At 43.1% G+C, this 20,787-nt stretch carries 22 protein-coding genes and 1 other RNA gene; 6 read left to right on the top strand and 17 right to left on the bottom strand.

What is annotated here, in order from left to right; genetic code table 11:
• Positions 1–4: 4 nt before the first annotated feature.
• From mraY to rsmI, 8 genes are all read right to left on the bottom strand, one after another.
• Complete coding sequence (mraY, locus tag L4C33_RS06560; RefSeq protein ID WP_428811637.1) at positions 5–1,087, bottom strand: phospho-N-acetylmuramoyl-pentapeptide-transferase; 1,083 nt, start codon at positions 1,085–1,087, stop codon at positions 5–7.
• A complete protein-coding gene (murF, locus tag L4C33_RS06555) occupies positions 1,084–2,445 on the bottom strand; it encodes a UDP-N-acetylmuramoyl-tripeptide--D-alanyl-D-alanine ligase (protein ID WP_428811636.1) in 1,362 nt (453 codons plus the stop codon). The genes mraY and murF overlap by 4 nt, the downstream gene beginning before the upstream one ends.
• The gene (murE, locus tag L4C33_RS06550) at positions 2,442–3,929 is read right to left on the bottom strand and encodes a UDP-N-acetylmuramoyl-L-alanyl-D-glutamate--2,6-diaminopimelate ligase (RefSeq protein WP_428811635.1); all 1,488 of its coding nucleotides are present in this window, start codon (positions 3,927–3,929) and stop codon (positions 2,442–2,444) included. The genes murF and murE overlap by 4 nt, the downstream gene beginning before the upstream one ends.
• Before the next feature lie 18 nt (positions 3,930–3,947).
• Positions 3,948–5,687: a penicillin-binding transpeptidase domain-containing protein gene (locus tag L4C33_RS06545; RefSeq protein WP_428811634.1), complete on the bottom strand. Its 1,740-nt coding sequence runs from the start codon at positions 5,685–5,687 to the stop codon at positions 3,948–3,950.
• Entirely contained in the window at positions 5,684–5,998 is a 315-nt protein-coding gene (gene ftsL / locus L4C33_RS06540) for a cell division protein FtsL (RefSeq protein WP_428811633.1), read from the bottom strand. Before ftsL ends, L4C33_RS06545 begins: the two co-directional genes overlap by 4 nt.
• Positions 5,999–6,007: 9 nt before the next feature.
• Positions 6,008–6,958, bottom strand: a complete 951-nt coding sequence (gene rsmH, locus L4C33_RS06535) for a 16S rRNA (cytosine(1402)-N(4))-methyltransferase RsmH (RefSeq protein ID WP_428811632.1) — start codon at positions 6,956–6,958, stop codon at positions 6,008–6,010.
• A gap of 207 nt (positions 6,959–7,165) precedes the next feature.
• Positions 7,166–7,605, bottom strand: an RNA gene (gene rnpB, locus L4C33_RS06530) — RNase P RNA component class A.
• A 176-nt stretch (positions 7,606–7,781) separates the two neighbouring features.
• Positions 7,782–8,648, bottom strand: a complete 867-nt coding sequence (gene rsmI / locus L4C33_RS06525) for a 16S rRNA (cytidine(1402)-2'-O)-methyltransferase (protein ID WP_428811631.1) — start codon at positions 8,646–8,648, stop codon at positions 7,782–7,784.
• 61 nt (positions 8,649–8,709) lie between these two features.
• Between rsmI and L4C33_RS06520 the strand changes: the two genes are divergently transcribed.
• From L4C33_RS06520 to L4C33_RS06505, 4 genes are read left to right on the top strand one after another with little or no spacing between them, the layout of a single operon-like run.
• Positions 8,710–10,521 carry a penicillin-binding protein activator gene (locus L4C33_RS06520; protein ID WP_428811630.1) on the top strand — a complete coding sequence of 604 codons (1,812 nt, stop codon included), beginning with the start codon at positions 8,710–8,712 and terminating at the stop codon, positions 10,519–10,521.
• Positions 10,508–10,876 (top strand): YraN family protein, encoded by a 369-nt coding sequence (locus L4C33_RS06515; protein WP_428811629.1) that lies wholly within the window; start codon positions 10,508–10,510, stop codon positions 10,874–10,876. The genes L4C33_RS06520 and L4C33_RS06515 overlap by 14 nt, the downstream gene beginning before the upstream one ends.
• A gap of 3 nt (positions 10,877–10,879) precedes the next feature.
• Complete coding sequence (locus tag L4C33_RS06510) at positions 10,880–11,470, top strand: phosphoheptose isomerase (RefSeq protein WP_428811628.1); 591 nt, start codon at positions 10,880–10,882, stop codon at positions 11,468–11,470.
• Positions 11,471–11,478: 8 nt separating this feature from the next.
• A complete protein-coding gene (locus L4C33_RS06505) occupies positions 11,479–12,057 on the top strand; it encodes a BON domain-containing protein (RefSeq protein ID WP_428811627.1) in 579 nt (192 codons plus the stop codon).
• 65 nt (positions 12,058–12,122) lie between these two features.
• On the opposite strand, the gene sspB is transcribed toward L4C33_RS06505, so the two are convergent.
• The 8 genes from sspB to zapE form a co-directional block, all read right to left on the bottom strand.
• Entirely contained in the window at positions 12,123–12,629 is a 507-nt protein-coding gene (sspB, locus tag L4C33_RS06500) for a ClpXP protease specificity-enhancing factor (protein WP_428811626.1), read from the bottom strand.
• Positions 12,630–12,635: 6 nt separating this feature from the next.
• Entirely contained in the window at positions 12,636–13,271 is a 636-nt protein-coding gene (gene sspA / locus L4C33_RS06495) for a stringent starvation protein SspA (protein WP_428811625.1), read from the bottom strand.
• Positions 13,272–13,359: 88 nt separating this feature from the next.
• Positions 13,360–14,097 carry a cytochrome c1 gene (locus tag L4C33_RS06490; RefSeq protein ID WP_428811624.1) on the bottom strand — a complete coding sequence of 246 codons (738 nt, stop codon included), beginning with the start codon at positions 14,095–14,097 and terminating at the stop codon, positions 13,360–13,362.
• Positions 14,094–15,359 carry a cytochrome b gene (locus L4C33_RS06485; RefSeq protein ID WP_428811623.1) on the bottom strand — a complete coding sequence of 422 codons (1,266 nt, stop codon included), beginning with the start codon at positions 15,357–15,359 and terminating at the stop codon, positions 14,094–14,096. Before L4C33_RS06485 ends, L4C33_RS06490 begins: the two co-directional genes overlap by 4 nt.
• Positions 15,359–15,949, bottom strand: coding sequence for a ubiquinol-cytochrome c reductase iron-sulfur subunit (petA, locus tag L4C33_RS06480; RefSeq protein WP_428811622.1), 591 nt, complete (start codon positions 15,947–15,949; stop codon positions 15,359–15,361). Before petA ends, L4C33_RS06485 begins: the two co-directional genes overlap by 1 nt.
• A gap of 331 nt (positions 15,950–16,280) precedes the next feature.
• On the bottom strand, positions 16,281–16,673 hold the full coding sequence (gene rpsI / locus L4C33_RS06475) for a 30S ribosomal protein S9 (protein ID WP_004740758.1): 393 nt from the start codon (positions 16,671–16,673) through the stop codon (positions 16,281–16,283).
• Between the two features lie 13 nt (positions 16,674–16,686).
• Positions 16,687–17,115, bottom strand: a complete 429-nt coding sequence (gene rplM / locus L4C33_RS06470; RefSeq protein ID WP_010434689.1) for a 50S ribosomal protein L13 — start codon at positions 17,113–17,115, stop codon at positions 16,687–16,689.
• Between the two features lie 247 nt (positions 17,116–17,362).
• Positions 17,363–18,466, bottom strand: coding sequence for a cell division protein ZapE (gene zapE / locus L4C33_RS06465; protein WP_428811621.1), 1,104 nt, complete (start codon positions 18,464–18,466; stop codon positions 17,363–17,365).
• Between the two features lie 152 nt (positions 18,467–18,618).
• On the opposite strand from zapE, the gene zapG reads away from it, so the two are divergent.
• Complete coding sequence (gene zapG, locus L4C33_RS06460) at positions 18,619–19,062, top strand: Z-ring associated protein ZapG (protein ID WP_428811620.1); 444 nt, start codon at positions 18,619–18,621, stop codon at positions 19,060–19,062.
• Positions 19,063–19,185: 123 nt separating this feature from the next.
• Positions 19,186–20,541, top strand: coding sequence for a DegQ family serine endoprotease (locus L4C33_RS06455; RefSeq protein ID WP_428811646.1), 1,356 nt, complete (start codon positions 19,186–19,188; stop codon positions 20,539–20,541).
• Between the two features lie 23 nt (positions 20,542–20,564).
• Here the strand turns inward: L4C33_RS06455 and L4C33_RS06450 are convergent.
• Positions 20,565–20,787, bottom strand: a 223-nt coding sequence (locus L4C33_RS06450) for a hypothetical protein (RefSeq protein ID WP_428811619.1), incomplete at its 5' end; no start/stop codon positions are given.

Genomic DNA, 20,787 nt, shown 5'->3' with positions numbered 1-20,787 from the left:
GACATTAACGTACTTTTAATGTCGCTAGACCAATAAGTACAAGTACGATAGAGATGATCCAAAAACGCACAATAACACGTGGCTCAGGCCAACCTTTCAATTCATAGTGATGGTGAATCGGTGCCATACGGAAAATACGTTGCCCACGTAACTTGTAAGAACCAACCTGTAAGATTACAGACACAGTTTCCATTACGAACACACCGCCCATAATAACCAGAACCAACTCCTGGCGAACCAAAACAGCAATCGTACCTAAAGCACCACCTAATGCTAAAGAACCCACATCGCCYATAAATACTTGTGCAGGGTAAGTGTTAAACCACAAGAAACCTAGGCCAGCACCCACCATAGCCGTACACACTACAACTAATTCTGAGGTGTAGGGAATATAAGGAATATGCAGATAAGCAGCAAAGTTAACATTACCTGTCGCCCAAGCAATAGCAGCAAAACCAGCAGCAACAAGAACCGTTGGCATAATCGCTAATCCATCAAGGCCATCAGTTAAGTTAACTGCATTACTAGTGCCCACAATTACAAAGTAAGTTAGGAGGATATACAGCACACCAAGTTGAGGCATGATGTCTTTAAAGAATGGAACAACAAGCTGAGTTGCTGCGGTATCTTTACCGTGTGCATAAAGTGAAAATGCCACAACTAAAGCGATCGCTGATTGCCAGAAATACTTCCAACGGGCGATTAGACCATCGGTGTTCTTACGAACAACTTTACGATAGTCATCAACAAAGCCTACCGCGCCGTAGCCAAGAAGCACCGCCAATACAGCCCACACATATGGATTAGAGAGATCAGCCCATAACAAGACAGTGATGACAATCGAAGCCAGGATCATTACCCCGCCCATAGTTGGCGTACCACGTTTACTGAAATGAGATTCAGGACCATCGTTACGCACGACTTGGCCAATTTGCAGCATCTGTAAACGGGCGATCAGTCTCGGACCCATCCATAAAGATATCAATAACGCAGTGATGATACTCGCTATAGCTCTAAACGATAGATATTCAAAAAGTCGAAAAAAAGAAAAATGTGGCTGTAGTAACTCAGCTAGCCAAATAATCATGAAAGGTTCTCCTTTAAAGCAGTAGCGATTTTACTCATGCCTGCACTATTTGCTCCCTTAACTAACAAAGTATGGGTAGCGTTCTTCTGCAGAGATAACTTCTGCTCAATATATTCAATCATCGCTTGGTGAGTCGTGAAGTGGATACCATTACACACTTCGCTGATCACTTTGCAATCCTCACCAAAGGTAAGAATTTGTTCAAATTTAAATGGGGCAGCATATTCACCGACTTGACGGTGAAGTGCAAGACTTTCATCACCAAGCTCAGCCATATTGCCCAAAATCAACCAGCGCTCTCCGCTAAAACCTGCCAGTAAATCCGCAGCAGCTTTCATTGCAGGCACGCTTGCGTTATAGCTATCATCAATAAGCTTAATATTATCTGTTAGTTGTAAAGCTTCAACTCGGCCTTTGACTTTCATTAAGTTCAATAGACCTGACTGAACCTCTTTAAGCGTTGCACCAAAATGTATAGATAAAGCTGCAGCAGCAAGTGCATTAGCGACATTATGTTTACCGATAATACCTAATTGAATAGCGATAGAGCCTTCTGGGCAAGTTAAGTTAAAACGCGCCTCACCTTCATCATTAATAACAATATTGTTCGCCGAGAAGTCAGCACTCTGATCATGGTCTGAAAACGTTAATACAGTTTTACCTGCAAGTACGTCTTGCCAACTTTCCCCACCATTACTGTCTAAATTAATGATCGCGGTTTCGCCATCTTGCAAGCCTTGGAAGATTTCACCTTTCGCTTGCTTCACACCATCTATAGAGCCGAAACCTTCAAGGTGTGCAGCGGCAACATTATTAACCAGTGCGATATTAGGTTTGACTAGGTTCGTCGTATAAGCGATTTCACCAATATGGTTAGCACCAAGCTCAATCACTGCGTAGTCATGATTTGGGGTGCTTCGTAACAATGTTAACGGCGCACCAATATCGTTATTAAAGTTTCCAGCGGTGAATAACACTTCGCCTTTTTGCAATAAGATACTAGCCACCATTTCTTTGACAGTGGTTTTACCGCAGCTTCCCGTAATTGCCATAGTTGGGATATGACATTGCTGATGTACCCATGAACCCAATTGACCTAATGCTACCTTGGTGTCAGCTACTACCAGCTGAGGGATATCGATATCAAGTTGACGTTCAACTAAAATAGCACTCGCTTGTGCATCAGCCGCTTGCTGACAAAAGTCGTGTGCATCAAATCGCTCACCAACTAATGCAATAAAAAGAGCGCCAGACTCAACGGTTCTGGTATCAGTCGACACAGCACTAATTGCTACGCTTTGGCCAATAACTTTACCATCCAGCACTTGGCTGATTTGCTCTAATGTAAAATCGATCATTTTGTTATACCTAAAAGTTCACACGCCGATTCTCGGTCTGAATAGTGAACCGTTCCTTCTTTTAATACTTGGTAGTCTTCGTGCCCTTTACCTGCCAAAAGAATGATGTCATTAGATGATGCATTCGCTAACGCAAATTTTGCAGCCAGGTAACGATCGTGCTCTACCACAGCTTCATCTGGATGCGCTAAGCCAGCCAACATATCTTGCACGATTGAAATAGGATCTTCGCCACGAGGGTTGTCGTCCGACAAAATAACTTTATCTGCAAATTTCTCAGCAATCGAAGCCATCATTGGGCGCTTGCCCTTATCTCTGTCACCACCGCAGCCTACAATTGCCCATAGCTTGCCAGTACCATGTACTCTCAGTGCCGATAAAGCTTTTTCTAGTGCATCTGGAGTATGTGCGTAATCAACGACAATTTTGGCTTTAGAGTCAGTTTGGAATAGCTCCATACGCCCTATAACAGGTTCTAACTGGCTTGCCGTATCTAGCAATAACTGCTTATCAAAACCTTGAGTAAGTAGAGTAGCAAACGCTAACATCAGATTAGACGCGTTAAATTCACCGATCAAAGGGGCACATAAAACGCCTTGTCCCCATGTACCATCGAACTGAATGGTGATACCTGTTTCTGCGTACTCAATCTCTTTCGCCCAAAGGCACTGCTTAGAATTTGGTTCTTCATTTAAAGAAACAGCTACAGCATTAGGGAGTGAAGTCATCCACTTCAAACCAACAGCGTCATCAATATTAATCACAGAGTCTTTACATTCATGCTCTGTGAATAAGCTTAACTTAGCCAATGCATAGTCATCCATAGTGCCGTGATAATCGAGATGGTCACGACTTAAATTGGTGAATACGCCAACTTCAAAAGCTAAACTACTTACACGGCCTTGAACGAGACCATGAGATGAAATTTCCATCGCTGTATATCGAGCTTGTTGCCGTGCTAATTCACTCAATGTACGTTGAATTTCAATGGCACTACCTGTCGTATTCGCTGCAGGTTTAAGATCATTCAGGAAACCATTGCCTGTAGTCCCCATTACCGCAGACTTACATTTCACTAAATCAAGCCACTGAACAATCAATTGAGTAATTGTCGTTTTACCATTCGTGCCAGTAATACCGATTAACTTCATATTTTGTGAAGAATATAAACGCCCTGCTAATTGAGATAGGGCTAAGTTAAGCGCTTCAATATAAATAACCGGTGTATTACCGTGGTATTCAACCAAACCATTCAGCTTATTTTCACACGACTGGGCAACAACAGCGGCAGCACCTTGCTCTATTGCTTTATCAATATAGGTACGTCCATCAACAGCATGGCCAATGACAGCTACAAACACATCACCTTGCTGGACTTTTCTGCTATCTAGCTCAAGATGAGTCACTTGGATACTTTCAAAGTTCGCTTGTTGAAAGTGCCCCCAAGGTTGGAGCAGCGTTGATAGAGAAATACTATTGCCCATAATTATTCCTAATAAGCATTAATTCTGAAATTGGTTTTCATCTGGTGCGACGTTCATGATCTGAAGAGCACCTTTCATTATTTCTGAGAAAACAGGAGCAGCAACTGAACCACCGTAATACTGATCACCTTGTGGTTCATTGATCATCACCACCAAAGAGACGCGTGGATCGCTGACTGGCGCTACACCCGCGGTATACGCAAAATATTCGTCGCCATAACCGCCTGAAATAGCTTTTCTTGAAGTGCCAGTTTTTGCYRCTACTCGGTAACCAGGTACAGCTGCTTTAGTTGCCGTTCCGCCCGGTTTCGTTACGCCTTCAAGCATTTCTAAAACGTGCCTAGCATTCTCTCGACCAACCACCTGTTTCGCTAACTCTTGCTGGTTGCTATCGATAATATGAATTGGCTGATATTCACCGTAGTTACCTAAAGTCGCGTACGCGTGTGCTAGTTGAATCGGAGTAATGGACAACCCGTAACCAAACGCCAAAGTCGCAATTTCAAATTTAGACCAGCGTCTTCTGCTTGGAAAAATACCCGATGTTTCTCCGACTAGGTTTAACCCTGATTCTTGACCCAAACCGACTGAACTATACATACCTAGTAAGGCTTCAAGCGGCATATCTAAAGCCAACTTCGTCACACCGATGTTACTCGACTTCTGGAGTATCGTAGCAAGGTTAGCTTTGCCGACTTTAGATGTATCACGGACACGACTACCACCAATCCTCATAATGCCATTACCAGTGTCGATAACGGTATCGAGATCGGCAGTACCGTTTTCTAAAGCAGCAAGTACGACAAATGGTTTTACTGTTGAACCCGGCTCAAATGCATCGGTGATAACGCGATTTCGCATTTTAAAACTTTGTAAGTCAGAACGGTTATTGGGGTTATAAGAAGGAGCATTGACCATCGCAAGAACTGCCCCAGTTTTAACATCCAATAAAATGGCAGAACCTGAAGTTGCACGATGATCAGCAACCGCCTGTTTAACCGCTCGATACGCGATAGCTTGTAAGCGCTGATCGATAGTCAACTCAAGCGGCTTGCCTTCTTCGCGTTCTTCTAATGAAATATTCTCTACCACGCGTCCATAGCGGTCTTTTCGTATAGTGCGTTTACCTGCCTCGCCCGTTAACCATTTGTCATAACTGCGCTCTACACCTTCCAGGCCATGTCCATCAATACCAGTAACCCCGATTAAGTGGGCACTAACTTCACCTGTTGGATAGTAACGGCGAGATTCAGCTTTCAAACCGACACCTGCCAGTTTTAATTCACGGATATACTTCGCCATAGCAGGGCTAACTTGGCGTTGAAGATAGATAAAACGGCGGGATTTATTTGCAGAGATCTTTTTAACTAAACCATCTCGGTCGAGCCCAAGAACATCAGCTAATGCATGCCAACGATCTTTATCACTCAAACCTTCATTGTCAAAGATGGTTTTAGGATCAGCCCATACCGCTTCAACCGGTACACTGACAGCTAAAGGTTCACCATTACGATCTGAAATAATACCGCGAGCAGAAGGAAGAGCTTTAACGCGAACCGAGCGCAAATCACCTTGGCGAATAAGGTTGTCTGGTTCTATAACTTGAATGTAGGCAACGCGGCCAACAAGAGTAGCAAAAATGCAGAAAATACAAGCGAGTATGACGTAGAAACGCCAACGTATCATTGCTGGCTTAGAATCTTCCTTGTCTTCAGTGCCTTTAGACTTAACTTGCACCTTGTCCTTTTTACCTATCATTTCAATGAAATCACTACTTCTTTATCGGCATCTGGGCGTTTCATTTCTAACTCTTTCTTAGCCATAAACTGAACTCGGCTGTGTTCAGAAAGAGCGGTTTCTTCAAGCATTAAATTTCGCCACTCGTTATCCAATTGTTCACGCGCAACAAAAGCGTTGTCTTTTTGGGTAATAGCTTGGCGAGACATATGAGTAGTTAACACTACACCCATAGCACTAATGAATATACAGATAAGCAACATCAGTGGGACTTTACCCACTGAGAACAAATCAATCACAATGATTTTGGCTAGGTTTGGTTTACTACTCATAAGAAATGGTTACAGCTTCTCGGCAATACGTAGCACTGAACTACGAGAGCGAGTGTTGTCATCCACTTCATTTTTAGAAGGTTTGATTGCTTTGCCTACTGGTTTCAAATCCGCACTACCGAGTKCTTTAATTTGTTCTTCAGTCAATGGCAAACCATGAGGGACTTGTGGACCTTGGCTTTCTTTACGAATAAAACGCTTAACCATACGATCTTCTAATGAATGGAAACTGATCACTGATAAGCGACCTTCAGGAGCAAGAATACTTGCAGCGCCTTTCAATGCAGTATCGATCTCTTCCAGTTCACTGTTGATGTAAATACGGAATGCTTGGAATGCACGAGTCGCAGGGTGCTTTTTCTCTTTGAAACTCTTTGGAGCAACATCTGAGATAAGCTTAGCCAGTTGGCCAGTACGCGTTAACGGTTCGTTCTCTTCGTTCTCTTGATAAGCAATGATACCTTTCGCGATACGGCGAGCGTGCTTGTCTTCACCAAACTCACGAATAACCCAAGTGATATCATCAAGATCTGCTTCAGCAATCCATTGTGATACTGGAATACCAGAAGTCGGGTCCATGCGCATGTCTAACGGGCCATCCTTCATAAAGCTAAAGCCGCGTTCAGCATCATCCAACTGAGGTGAAGAAACACCTAAATCCAGTAAAACACCATCTACTTGACCAACTAAGTCATAACGCTCTGCATATTCAGCCATACCCGAGAAAGGTCCGTGAATAATAGTAAAGCGAGGGTCATCGATTTTTTGAGCTTCAGCAATAGCTTGTGGATCGCGGTCAATACTAAACAGGCGTCCATTCTCACCGAGCTTTGATAAAATTGTACGACTATGACCACCACGGCCAAATGTTCCATCAATGTATGTGCCATCAGGTTTGATCGCTAGTCCATCAATGGATTCGTTAAGCAACACTGAAATATGTTTGAATGCTTCTGTCATAGTCTTCTCGGTGAGTGAATTAAGCCACTTAAACGGCAATGGTTCTGTTTCGATAACGTTTTAGTGTACTGATTTCGTACTTTATCTCCACTCTTTGAGTGCAACTTATCGTGATTTTTCGCTAAGTTTAGTGGATATAAAATTGTTAACGTCAATATAAAGCAAAAAACCCATCACTACTGGTTAGTAATGATGGGTTCTTTTAATGGGTGGAGTTGACACGTACGCCGGGTTCTGTTCCGCTTGCGCGGCGGTAACCATTCGTCTAGGCCTGCAATCGCTCACAGGCTCAAGCAATCTACCCGCCCCCATACGCGAGCAACGCAATGTGAGGGCCTATTTGATCTTGCTCCGGGTGGAGTTTACCTTGCTACGAACTGTTGCCAGTCGCACGGTGCGCTCTTACCGCACCCTTTCAGCCTTACCTGTGCCTCTTCCGAAGAAATGAGGCCATCGGCGGTCTTCTCTCTGCTGCACTTGTCGTGGGCTCGCGCCCCCCAGACGTTATCTGGCACCCTGCTCTATGGAGCCCGGACGTTCCTCCCCTCTACCAGTCTCCCGAAGGACTTCAACGTCAGTTTCCCGAAGGACCTCAACGTCAGTCTCCCGAAGGACATCAGCAAAGCAGCGATTACCCGTTCAACTCCGAGGGCGGATTGTATAGAGATTAGAGTTCAGTGTCTAGCGAGATCACAAATATGCTGCAAACCACCAAGCAAGTGGGCAATATTTATACATCACGAACAAAAAAGAGGGATGAAAGCATTACTTTCATCCCTCTAATATTCTCTACAGTAAAGGAAAAACTACATAAATAGGGACGCTAGTTATCTAAATGCTCTAAGCCCCATTTATATAAAGCGTTCTTTTTCAAATTGTAGATTTCAGCCGTCATTGCGGCCGCTTTTTTCAGTGGCAACTCTTTAGTTAGAATAGCTAAAGTACGAGTCGCTTCGTCAGGCAACTCTGTGGTTGCTTCTTCACGGTGACCATGAATAAGTAAAACCATTTCTCCGCGTTTACGGTTAGCGTCTTCTTCAATCCATTCAATCAATTCACCTAATGGTAGCCCTTGAATGGTTTCAAACGTTTTAGTCAGCTCACGAGCCAATACGACTTCACGATCTGGGCCTAAAATCTCAAGCATATCTTGAAGAGAATCTGAGATTCGGTGCGGTGATTCATAGAAGATACAAGTGCGTTCTGCCTTTGCAATTTCTAAGAACTTATCTTTACGCCCTTTGCTTTTTGGTGGCAAAAAACCTTCAAAACTAAAGCGATCTGACGGTAAACCCGAAGCACTTAATGCTGTAATCACTGCGCACGCACCAGGTAATGGCACAACTCTAACGCCAGCCTGACGACACTGAGAAACCAAGTGATAACCTGGATCACTGATTAAAGGAGTACCCGCGTCAGAGACTAATGCGATAGACTGACCTTCTAATAACCTTTCGACAAGTACTTGCGCTTTGGTTTGCTCATTGTGATCATGTAAAGCAAACGTTCTAGTTGAAATATTGAAGTGTGCGAGTAGTTTGCCAGTATGGCGCGTATCTTCCGCAGCAATAACATCAACATTTGATAAGACCTCGATGGCTCTTTGAGTGATATCTCCCAAATTTCCAATTGGAGTCGGCACAATATAGAGAGTTGGGCTCTCTGTGAGCAAGGTTTTGTTGTCTGTCATTTGTTTACCATCACTTCAACGATTAATATAGATACAAATTTATACGGAATTATAAGAACTCATGGCAATGATGAACCATAAGAGACTTAGTGTACCACGCTTATTAACTCCAATTRCATTGGCAATTACATTAGCGGCTTGTTCTTCTAAACTAGTAGAGCCTGTTAGTGTGGATATCACTCTCGATCCAACTCAAACAACACAAAGCTATATGATGCGTGCCGATAGCAGTCAAGGAAGCCTGCAGAATGATTGGTTAATCATGGCATTAAAAGCTTCAGTACAAGCAGGCAAAACAGAACAAGCTTCTTTGCTGATCAAACGCCTGGCTAAGCAATCATTGTCGGAAGTACAGCAAGCTGAGTGGCAACTGTCTCGCTCACAGCTACTGTTTAACAATAACCAAGCAAAAGAAGCGTACCGTCAACTAGCGTTTCAACCATGGTGGCAGCTACCTCAAGAACAATGGAAGGACTACCACAGCCTACGAGCGGATATTCTTGAAGTCCTCAGTGAATACTTCTCTGCTTCTCGTGAATTAGTTCTGCTAGAAGAATATGCAGCAGGCCAAGACCAAGAACAAATCGCCGAAAGAATTTGGCAAAACCTTTACACATACTCTCAATATGAGATTACTTCATTGGTTACGACACCAAATGAAGAGCTCCTTGATGGCTGGCTTCAATTAGCAATCTATATGAAGACGCTGAATAGCAACCTGCCACAACTTAAGAACACATTAGAGCACTGGTTTGCAGAAAACCCGACTCACCCAGCTGCGGTATACACTCCACTGGCAATCACTGAGATCCTAAATTTGGATATCAGCAAGCCAACAAGCACAGCATTATTACTGCCACTTACTGGTAAGTTTGGTAAACAAGCTCAACTGGTTCGTGATGGTTTCATCTTTGCGATGATGAATGACAAAGAACGCGAGCAAGATGCAACGCTAACTGTGCTTGATACCCAAACGCAAAGTGCTCAAGAAATAAAAGAGAAAGTGATTGAAGATAAGGTCGACTTCATTGTTGGTCCTCTTATTAAAAGTAATATAGAGAAGCTTCAACAAGCGCAAGCATTGAGTGAAAACCCAATTCCAACGTTAGCGTTGAATATCCCTCAAACCGTCAATCCTGATTCTAGCATGTGTTACTTAACACTATCGCCAGAACAAGAGGTTGCTCAAGCCGCTAAACACCTGTTTACGAAAGGCTATAAGTACCCATTGATTATTGCACCTAAAGGTCGCCTTGGTACTCGAGTTCAAGAAGCATTCGAAGAAGAGTGGCTGAAATACAGTAATAACAAAGTAGCAACGAGTTTCTTCTCAGATAAGCGTCAATTGCAACGTAATGTGAATCAAGTATTTGGCCTACAAGAAAGCCAACAACGCATTGCTCAAATAGACGCATTGATGAAATTAGATATCGAAACAGAGCCTCGTAGCCGTAGAGATATCGACTCAGTTTATATTGTGGCAAAGAATTCAGAACTTACTTTGATCAAACCATTCATCGAAGTTGCGGTAAACCCAGATGCGAAGCAACCGGAGTTATACTCAAACTCTCGTAGTAACAGCGGCGATAAGCAATATGAAGATTTAACAGGCGTTATCTATAGCGATATTCCACTGTTAATCGAAGATAATATCGAACTCAAAGCACAATTAGATAGCCTATGGCCTGATAACTCTAATGCCGAAAAACGCTTACAAGCTTTGGGGATGGACGCATACTACTTGATGGAAGCTCTACCACAAATGAAAGCTGTTGAAGGCCATAGTATTCATGGTCAAACAGGGGTACTTACCATTGACGACAGCTGTGTAATCCAACGTCAAATCAGCTGGGCGGAACATGGGGCTATTTAGCCGTAAGCAAATAGGTAACCATTATGAAGCTTTGGCGAGTAAATACCTTACTCGCCAAGGTTTAACGATAATAGAGCAAAACTTCTCAGCCAAATGTGGTGAGATTGATCTTATAATGCGAGATAATAGCTGCATTGTGTTTGTGGAAGTCAAATACCGAAAGCAAAATGACTATGGTCATGCTGTCGAAATGGTCACTCCACAAAAAATGCGTAAGTTAGTCAAGACAGCAAATGTTTGGCTACTCAAGCAAGGGCTATCTGCCCATTCCACAGATTTTCGATTCGATGTGGTTGCGATAGAGCAACATGGTAACAACATCGAATGGATAGAAAATGCGATTACTCAAGGATAAGCAATGCTAGACAGCATTAAAGAAAGTTTTACAGAAAGCATCCAAATTCAAATTGCCGCAGCAGAAGCACTGCCAGATTCAATAACTCACGCAGCGCAAGCTATGKTCGCGACACTACTTAATGGCAATAAGATCCTTTGCTGTGGTAATGGCGGTTCGGCGTCTAACGCTCAACAGTTTGTATCTTGCTTATTAAACCGCTTTGAAACTGAACGCCCAAGCCTACCTGCAATGGCTTTGACCGCTGATAATACAACGTTAACAGCCGTAGCGAACGACTACCACTATGAAGAAATTTTTTCGAAGCAAGTTCGAGCGTTTGGTCAAACTGGAGATATTCTTTTAGCTATATCTACCAGCGGTAACAGCAAAAACATTATTAAAGCAATGGAAGCTGCAGTAACTCGCGATATGACAATCATCGCCTTTACAGGTAAAGATGGCGGTGAAATGGCGGGGCTATTAGGTGAGCACGATGTAGAAATTCGTATTCCATCTCAYCGCACTGCACGTATCCATGAGGTTCACATGGTAACGCTACACTGCCTGTGTGACCTTATTGACCAAGTTCTATTTCCAGCACACGAAGAATAGGAAAGATAATGAGACTAGTAAAACTGGTTAGCCTCGCGTTATTAGCCGCAAGCCTCTCAGGTTGTGCTGGTCTATTTATCGCAGGCGCTGCAACCACTGCAAGTATTGTTACAGACACTCGATCGACTCAAGAAATTTGGAACGACAACAACATTGAGTTTGAAGTCGCAGCTCTGGGCAATAAGCCACCTTATCGTGGCAATGTTCGCATCACAGCAAACTCTTACCGCGGAACGGTTGTCCTAATGGGACAAGCTTCAACTGACCAAGAAAGACGCTCGTTTGCCAGTAAAGCCAAAGAAGTTCAAGGTGTCACAGAAGTTCACAACCAAGTTCGTGTACTCGAACCTCTAGCAGTCAGTGCGATAAGTAAAGACAGCTGGATCACAACGAAAGTTAAATCTGCACTACTGACTAAGTCAGAGCTGAATGGTATAAAAATCAAAGTGATCACTGAGAATCAGGAAGTATTCTTACTTGGGCTAGTAACTCAAGAGCAAGCAGAAATAGCAACAGAAGTGGCGAGAAACATCTCGGGAGTAAAGCAGGTTATCCGTGCATTCCAATATGGTCAGCCTAGCGCCTAAATCTGGCTACATAGATTGCTAACTAAAATTGAAAGCAAAAAAAAGCAGCGTAATCGCTGCTTTTTTTATTTAATAACTCTAAGGCTTGGCTTGCCTTTCGGTCTCACTGGCTCAGGGGCTGACTCAACCTCTGTTTCAGTTTCTACCGACTCTAACTCTGTTGTTGTCGCTACACTTAAAGGAGATACAGCAGGTTGAGTTTCAAAAGGACCTTCTTCGATACCTTCTTCCAACGCTGTCATGTAAGCTTCTTCAGGTTCAAACATTGTTCCAGCACCGTTCTCACGAGCATAGATAGCTTCAATAGCGTACAACGGAACAATCACAGAATGAGGACGACCACCAAAGCGAGCACTAAATGTAACCGCTTCATTGCCAAGTTCTAGCTGACCAACAGCTCTAGGAGCAACATTTAAAATGATTTGGCCATCTTGAATAAACTCTTCCGGAACACGAACACCCGGTAAGGTTGCCTCTACCACTAAGTGTGGCGTTAACTCGTTATCCACCAACCATTCATAAAATGCTCTTAGCATATACGGACGGCGTGGTGTCATATTAGTAAGTTCCATAACCGCTTAGCGAACTAGTCGCATCTCACGCTCAGCTTCAGTAAGAGAAGCTAGGAATGAATCACGCTCAAATACACGGTTCATGTAAATCTTAAGTTCTTTAGAACCAGGACCTACAAGTTCAATACCAAGCTCAGGCAAACGCCATAATAGAGGAGCTAGGTAGCAATCAATTAGGCTAAACTCTTCGCTCATGAAATATTCATATTCAGCAAAGATAGGCGCTAGAGTTAGAAGGTCATTACGTAGTTTAATACGTGCAGCTTCAGATTCTTCAGCATTGCCTTTTACAATTTTCTCAGCAACTGAATACCAGTTACGTTCAATACGGTACATCATCAGACGACTATTACCACGAGCCACTGGGTAAACAGGCATCAATGGTGGATGAGGGAAACGCTCATCTAGGTACTCCATGATGATCTTTGAGTCATACAATGCAAGCTCACGATCAACAAGAGTTGGTACTGATTTGTATGGGTTCAGTTCAACAAGCTCTGCTGGTAGATTATTTTCATCAACCAACTCAACTTCAACACTTACGCCTTTTTCAGCAAGAACAATGCGAACCTGATGGCTATACATATCAGAAGCACTTGAAAAAAGAGTCATCACAGAACGTTTATTGGCAGCTACAGCCATGGAGCCCCTCCAGTACACTTAAAATAAAAAAAATGGAGGCCTAAGCCTCCATTGTAAATTCAGGAATTAGCACAGTATGATAGCACAATTAATGCACATCACGCCAGTACTCTTTCTTCAGCAGAACCACGATGATAGTGAAGATCACTAGGAAGGCCATTGCCCACCAACCCATCGCGTGACGCTCTAATTGCACAGGGTCACCTGAGTAAACTAGGAAGTTAACCAGGTCACGAACTGAATCATCATATTCGCTAGTGCTAAGCTCACCAGTACCAGATGTTTCTGTACCAACAACAGTCGTTACTTCTTCGCCATCTACCATGTGTGTATCGTAGATTGGTTTAGGGATACCTTGCAGCTCTTCAAGAACGTGCGGCATACCTACACTTGGGAAAACAATGTTGTTTACGCCAAATGGACGAGACGGATCTTCGTAGAAAGAACGAAGGTAAGTGTAAAGCCAGTCAGCCCCACGAACACGAGCAACAAGCGTTAGATCCGGTGGCGGAGCACCAAACCAGTTCGCTGCTTGCTTCGCAGGCATAGCGTTAACCATCAAGCTACCGATTTTTGCTTCAGGATCAAAAATCAGGTTCTCTTTCATTAGATCTACTGGGATTTCTAAATCCGTAGCAACTCGCTCATAACGCTGATATTGCGTTGAGTGACAAGCAAAACAGTAGTTCATGAATAACTTTGCGCCATTTTGCAATGAAGCTTTATCCGTTAAATCATTGTTCGCTTTATCTAATGGTACGTTTGCACCCGCAGCCATAGCTAGAGATGGCAACATAGCAAATAAAATTACAATCCACTTTTTCATTTGAACGTCACCCTTTCTGGTAATGGTTTAGTCGCTTCATTTTTACTGTAGAACCATAGTAGAACGAAGAACATGAAATAACCTAAGCTAAAGATTTGAGCCAGCAATGTGTATGTTGGCGTTGCAGGAAGCGCACCAAGGACACCAAGCGCAATAAAGCTTATTGTGAATTGGATGATGTTAATCAAATGCAGTTTGCTACGGTAACGGTAAGAACGAACTTTACAACGGTCGAACCATGGCAGTAGGAATAGCACAACAATAGAAGCGCCCATTGCTACAACACCTAACAACTTATCAGGAACAGCACGTAGTACAGCGTAGAACGGCGTGAAGTACCAAACTGGAGCAATGTGCTCTGGAGTCTTCAGTGGGTTTGCAGCTTCAAAGTTAGGCGGCTCAAGGAAGTATCCACCCATCTCAGGGTTAAAGAACAACACATAACAGAACAAGAATAGGAAACCGGCTACACCAACCATATCTTTCACAGTCCCGTATGGGTGGAAAGGAACAGAATCGATGATGTCGTATTTCTTCGTGTAATCCTTATGGAATGGGAACTGAGTTTTGTACTCGTCGCCCATTGTGCCTTTCGGAAGCTTCGTTTCAATACCGTCTGGGTTATTCGAACCAACTTCGTGCAGTGCTAGAACGTGAAGAACGATAAGCAGCAGTAATACGATTGGTAGAGCAATAACGTGTAGTGCGAAGAAACGGTTCAGTGTTGCACCTGAGATGATGTAGTCACCACGGATCCAAAGCGTTAGGTCGTCACCAATAACTGGAATTGCACCAAATAGGGAAATGATTACCTGTGCACCCCAGTAAGACATTTGTCCCCATGGTAGTAGGTAACCCATGAATGCTTCAGCCATTAATACTAAGAAGATTAGCATGCCGAAGATCCACAGAAGCTCACGAGGCTTCTGGTATGAACCGTAGATAAGACCACGGAACATGTGCAAGTAAATAACAACGAAGAACGCTGATGCACCTGTAGAGTGCATATAACGCAATAACCAACCGTATTCTACATCACGCATGATGTATTCAACCGAAGCAAACGCACCTTCACCAGATGGTACGTAGTTCATTGTTAACCAAATACCAGTCAGGATTTGGTTAACCAAAACAAGCATTGCCAAAGAACCAAAAAGGTACCAAAAGTTAAAGTTCTTAGGCATCGGGTATTCAGATAAATGCTTTTTATAAGCATTCATCGCTGGAATACGTTTTTCTACCCAATCAAGTAGTCCTTGCATTATGCGTCTCCCTCGTCAATGCCGATAAGGATCTTAGTGTCGCTCAAATACATATGCTTTGGCACAACCAAGTTCAAAGGTGCAGGAACACCTTGGAACACCCGACCAGCCATATCAAACTTAGAGCCATGACACGGACAGAAGAAGCCAGATTTAACACCTTGAACTTGTTCTGCAAAAGAGTCAGGAAGGTAAGTCGGAGAACAACCTAAGTGAGTACAGAAACCAACAGCAATGAAGAATTCCGGCTTAATTGAACGGAACTCATTCTGTGCGTATTCAGGTTGCTGCTCTGTTTCTGATTGTGGATCGCGTAGTTGACCACCGATAGACTTCAGGTTTTYGAGTACAGAATCAGCACGACGTACAACCCATACAGGTTTACCTTGCCATTCGACACGAACCATTTGACCGGCTTCAAGTTTGCTTACTTCCACTTCAACCGGAGCACCCGCAGCTTTCGCTTTGGCACTCGGATTCCATGATTTGATAAAAGGCACGGCGACTGCAGCTGCTCCCAAACCACCAACAACTGCTGTTGTTGCGGTTAAGAAACGCCTGCGACCGTTATTTAAAGGCGCGTTGCTCATCCAAACATTCTCCCATTTGCTCCTTTTGGATTGTAATTATTCCGCTTATAGAGCATGGCTAACAAAATATAAATTTAGTTCTATTTATTAAGGCGAAATGATAAATAAAACCCTACTTTTTGACAAGATAAAGCTACCTTTTTGTAACAATCATGAGGTAATTCGCACGCGGGGTCACAAAAGAAGTCAAATTATAAGAAAGAGAAAGTAAATGTAAGGAATTTGGGGGAGTTCAGAGGAGTAAAAAAACAAAAAGCCCGGCATATAGCCGAGCTTTGAACCACAATTCCAGTAATAAAACTGGGAGCGTGTATTTTCCGTAAAGGAAAAATTAACGCTTAGAGAATTGAGGTTTACGACGTGCTTTACGTAGACCAACTTTCTTACGTTCAACGCAACGAGCGTCACGAGTAACGTAACCAGCTGCACGTAGAGCAGGACGTAGAGTTTCATCGTACTCCATAAGAGCGCGAGTGATACCGTGGCGGATTGCGCCAGCTTGACCAGAAATACCACCACCAGAAACAGTGATGTAAAGGTCAAGTTTCTCAGTTAGTTCAACTAGCTCAAGAGGTTGCTTAACAACCATACGAGAAGTTGGACGACCGAAGTAAACATCAAGGCTACGCTTGTTGATTACGATCTCACCAGAGCCTGGTTTGATGAAAACACGAGCTGCTGAGCTTTTGCGACGACCAGTGCCGTAGTATTGATTCTCTGCCATTGTCTTAATCCCCTTAGATGTCTAGTACTTGTGGCTGTTGAGCAACATGGTTGTGCTCAGTACCAGCGTATACTTTAAGCTTACGGTACATCGCGCGGCCTAGTGGACCACGTGGAAGCATACCTTTAACTGCTAGTTCAAGAACCATTTCTGGTTTCTTAGCAATTAGCTTTTCAAAAGTGATAGTTTTAAGACCACCTGGGAACTCAGAGTGACGGTAGTAAACCTTACCCTTAGCTTTGTTACCTGTAACAGCAACTTTCTCAGCGTTAACAACGATGATGTAATCACCAGTGTCTACGTGAGGAGTGTATTCTGCTTTGTGCTTGCCGCGTAGGCGAGAAGCGATTTCACTTGCTAGACGGCCAAGAGTTTTGCCTTCAGCGTCTACAACATACCAGTCGCGTTTTACAGTTTCTGGTTTAGCAACGAAAGTTTTCATGCTAATAATTACCTATTTAAAAAATTTACACTTAAGGAATACTCGCGTATTCCCACTGTCTAAGAGTTACCATTCATCACCCCTTCGAGTGTTGGAAAACTCTTGGCATAACGTGATTTTACTCATCGCTAGAGGCCCGCAGTAACGGTAGGTCGCAGGATTATAGAGAAGAGCGAAGAAAAAATCACCTCTTTTTGAACAAAATCACGATTTTTTTATTCACTTTTGTCAACCGGCTTAAAAAAGGCTAGCCAAGGTGCTCTTTCGCTAAATAATCATGGCTCTGCATTTCAATTAATCGTGACTGACAGCGTTTAAATTCAAAATTCAACTGGCCCTGTGTGTACAATTCTTCCAATGCTACTTCCGCCGAAATAATGAGTTTTACATTGCGTTCATAAAACTCGTCCACTAAGGCTATAAAACGTCTTGCTGCATCATCTGTTGTCGCTTCCATCTGCAATACGTCAGCCAACAATACAGTGTGGTACACCTTAGATAATTCAATGTAATCATTCTGGCTTCGAGCAGACTGACAGAGTTGAGCAAACGTACCATGCAAAACACCATCACTCGCTTCAACCACATCCAATTGACGATGATTCACTTCAATTTGCGTTAACTTCTCTTTATCTTCCCCGACTAGTTGCATGTAGTACTTTTCGAGGTTGATGTTAGCTTGCTCATCAAGCGGGAAATGATAAATTTCGGCTTGTTCGAGTGTGCGAAGGCGATAATCCACCCCACTATCTACATTCAAAATATGACAGTTGTCCTGAATAAGTTTAATTGCAGGAAGAAAGCGAGCGCGTTGTAGGCCATTGCGATATAAATCGACAGGTGGGATATTCGATGTCGCCACCAGCACCACATTACGGGCAAACAGCTCTTCAAACAAAGTTCCTAGGATCATTGCATCGGTAATATCTGAAACAAAAAACTCATCAAAGCAGATGATCTCAGCTTCTTGCTTCAACTTATCCGCGACTAATGGCAATGGATCACTTACATTCCCTATTGCTTTCAACTCATCATGTACGCGATACATAAAGCGGTGAAAGTGAACACGCATCTTCTTCTTGATCGGCAGAGCATCAAAAAACGTATCCATTAAGTAAGTTTTACCACGCCCCACTCCGCCCCAAAAATACAAACCTTGCGGTGGTTCAGGTAACTGAGGTTTCTTACCCATCAGCTTTTGAAAACGAGTTAACTGTGGGACTGGAGCATTAAGGTAATCTTGAAGTTGATAGAAGAGCTCATCTAAACTTTTTACCGCTTGTTCTTGAGCTGGATCTCTCTGAAATCCATGAGTTTCTATGTCTTGTTCGTATTTTTTTATAGGGTTCATCACGACAGATCCACGAAAGAGGCAACACTAAACTGCTAGGCAGCGCACACGCATTTTTCTTTATACGTTATGTATCTCATAGTACCATGGAGTCGAAATACGTGTAACTAAGCAGTAACAAACATGTTAAGAAACAATTATTAGGAGCTGTTATGCCTTGGATGTATGCAATTATAGGTTTACTTGTTGGCGCTATTTTAGGGGTGATCATTGCACGCCTAACCAAACCAGAATATAAGAATCAAAAGTCTGTTCAAAAAGAACTAGACTCAGCAAAGTTTGCACTTGAGCAGCAACGCCAAGAACTTGCCGACCACTTTGCTCAAACAGCTGAAATGCTCGATACGCTAGGTAAAGACTACACAAAGCTTTATCAGCACATGGAAAAAACCTCAGCAGAATTGCTGCCAAACCTACCAGAACAAGATAACCCATTCGTAAAAACCGCAGCGCTGCATTCTGAAAAATCAGATGCAACCGTAGCACCAATCAACCAACAGCCTAAAGACTATGCGAAAGGCTCTACAGGTTTGTTCAACGAGCAAGAAAAAGAAATCATCGAAGCAACCGATGCTGTAACAGCGAAAGCTTCATAATCTGATTTTTTGCTGAACTTTCATAAGGTTTTTGAGTCATAACTTTCACTCAGGTCTATTGATACCAGTCATATTATTCTTATATTCGACTAGTTGAGACCTTAATTCAGAGAGGAATTTATGATGAAAAAACCTTTGCTTGCTTTATCGGTACTGACTTTAAGCTTAAGTTCAATCATCGCGCCGATACAAGCAACTGCGGCGCTCCCTTTTAGTGTTAATGGCGAGCAACTTCCTAGCCTAGCTCCCATGCTTGAACAGGTAACACCTGCGGTCGTGAGTATCGCTGTAGAAGGTAAACAAGTTCAACGCCAACGCATCCCTGAACAATTTCAATTCTTTTTCGGTCCCGAGCAACTTCAAGAGCGTCCATTCAGAGGTTTAGGCTCAGGTGTCATTATTGACGCCGATAAAGGTCATATAGTTACCAACTATCACGTTATTAATGGTGCCGACGAAATCAAAGTAAAACTTCACGATGGCAGAGAATACGACGCTGAGTTGATCGGTGGCGATGAAATGTCAGACATCGCCTTACTAAAGCTAGAAAAAGCCAAAGATCTCACTCAGATTAAACTCGCAGACTCCGACAAACTCAGAGTCGGTGATTTTAGCGTGGCGATCGGCAACCCATTTGGGCTTGGACAAACGGTGACTTCAGGAATTGTCTCCGCGTTAGGTCGAAGCGGGCTCAACTTAGAAAACTTTGAAAACTTTATTCAAACCGATGCCGCTATTAATAGTGGTAACTCTGGTGGAGCACTGGTTAACCTTAACGGTGAGTTAATTGGTATTAATACAGCGATCCTCGGGCCTAATGGTGGCAACGTCGGCATCGGCTTCGCCATCCCATCGAATATGATGAAAAACCTCACAGAGCAAATTCTAGACTTCGGCGAAGTAAAACGCGGAATGTTAGGTGTGCAAGGTGGCGAGATCACCTCGGAGTTAGCTGAAGCTCTTGGCTATGAATCAAGTAAAGGCGCTTTTGTTAGCCAAGTTCTACCTGAAAGTGCGGCTGATAGCGCGGGTATTGAAGCTGGTGATATTATTGTTTCCCTCAATGGCAAAGGCATTGATACCTTCAGTGAACTACGAGCGAAAGTCGCAACACTTGGTGCGGGTAAAAAAATCGAACTCGGCATTATACGAGATGGGAAAAACAAATCGTTTGATGTCACCTTAGGTGAATCAAGCAATAGTAAGACCCAAGCAGAGAAACTTCATGACGGTTTGGCTGGCGCTGAGTTAACTAACACAACTGACTCTTCTTCCGTAAAAGGGGTTAAAGTCACTAATGTAGCTAAAGGTTCACCTGCAGAAGCTTACCAGTTGCTGGAAAATGACATCATTGTTGCGGTTAACCGCCAACGGGTTAAAAATTTGGCTCAGTTACGCGAAATCTTGGAAAAGAAACCTGACGTACTGGCACTAAATATTCAAAGGGGCGATCGCACGATTTACTTAGTCGTTCGTTAATTAACGCTAATAATTTTAAACGCTCAATAAAGGGTGAGGATACCAATAAAGGCAAACTGTCTATATTGGTTATTTCTCACCCTTTTATTTAATTGAACCAAAGTGCTATTCTTCACCAGTCTTTCTATATTTAGACATCCATTAACGTAGATATCTTCCAACTGGTTGAAGAGGAAAGTAATGCTGGGCTTTTTATTTCGTTCTGTCTCTCTTGGGATCGCTTCCGCCGCTATTATTCTTATAGCT

Origin of the sequence: Vibrio makurazakiensis, from assembly GCF_050337375.1 — a bacterium.
GTDB classification, from domain to species: Bacteria; Pseudomonadota; Gammaproteobacteria; order Enterobacterales; family Vibrionaceae; genus Vibrio; species Vibrio makurazakiensis.
This window is presented reverse-complemented; position numbering and strand designations above follow the sequence as displayed.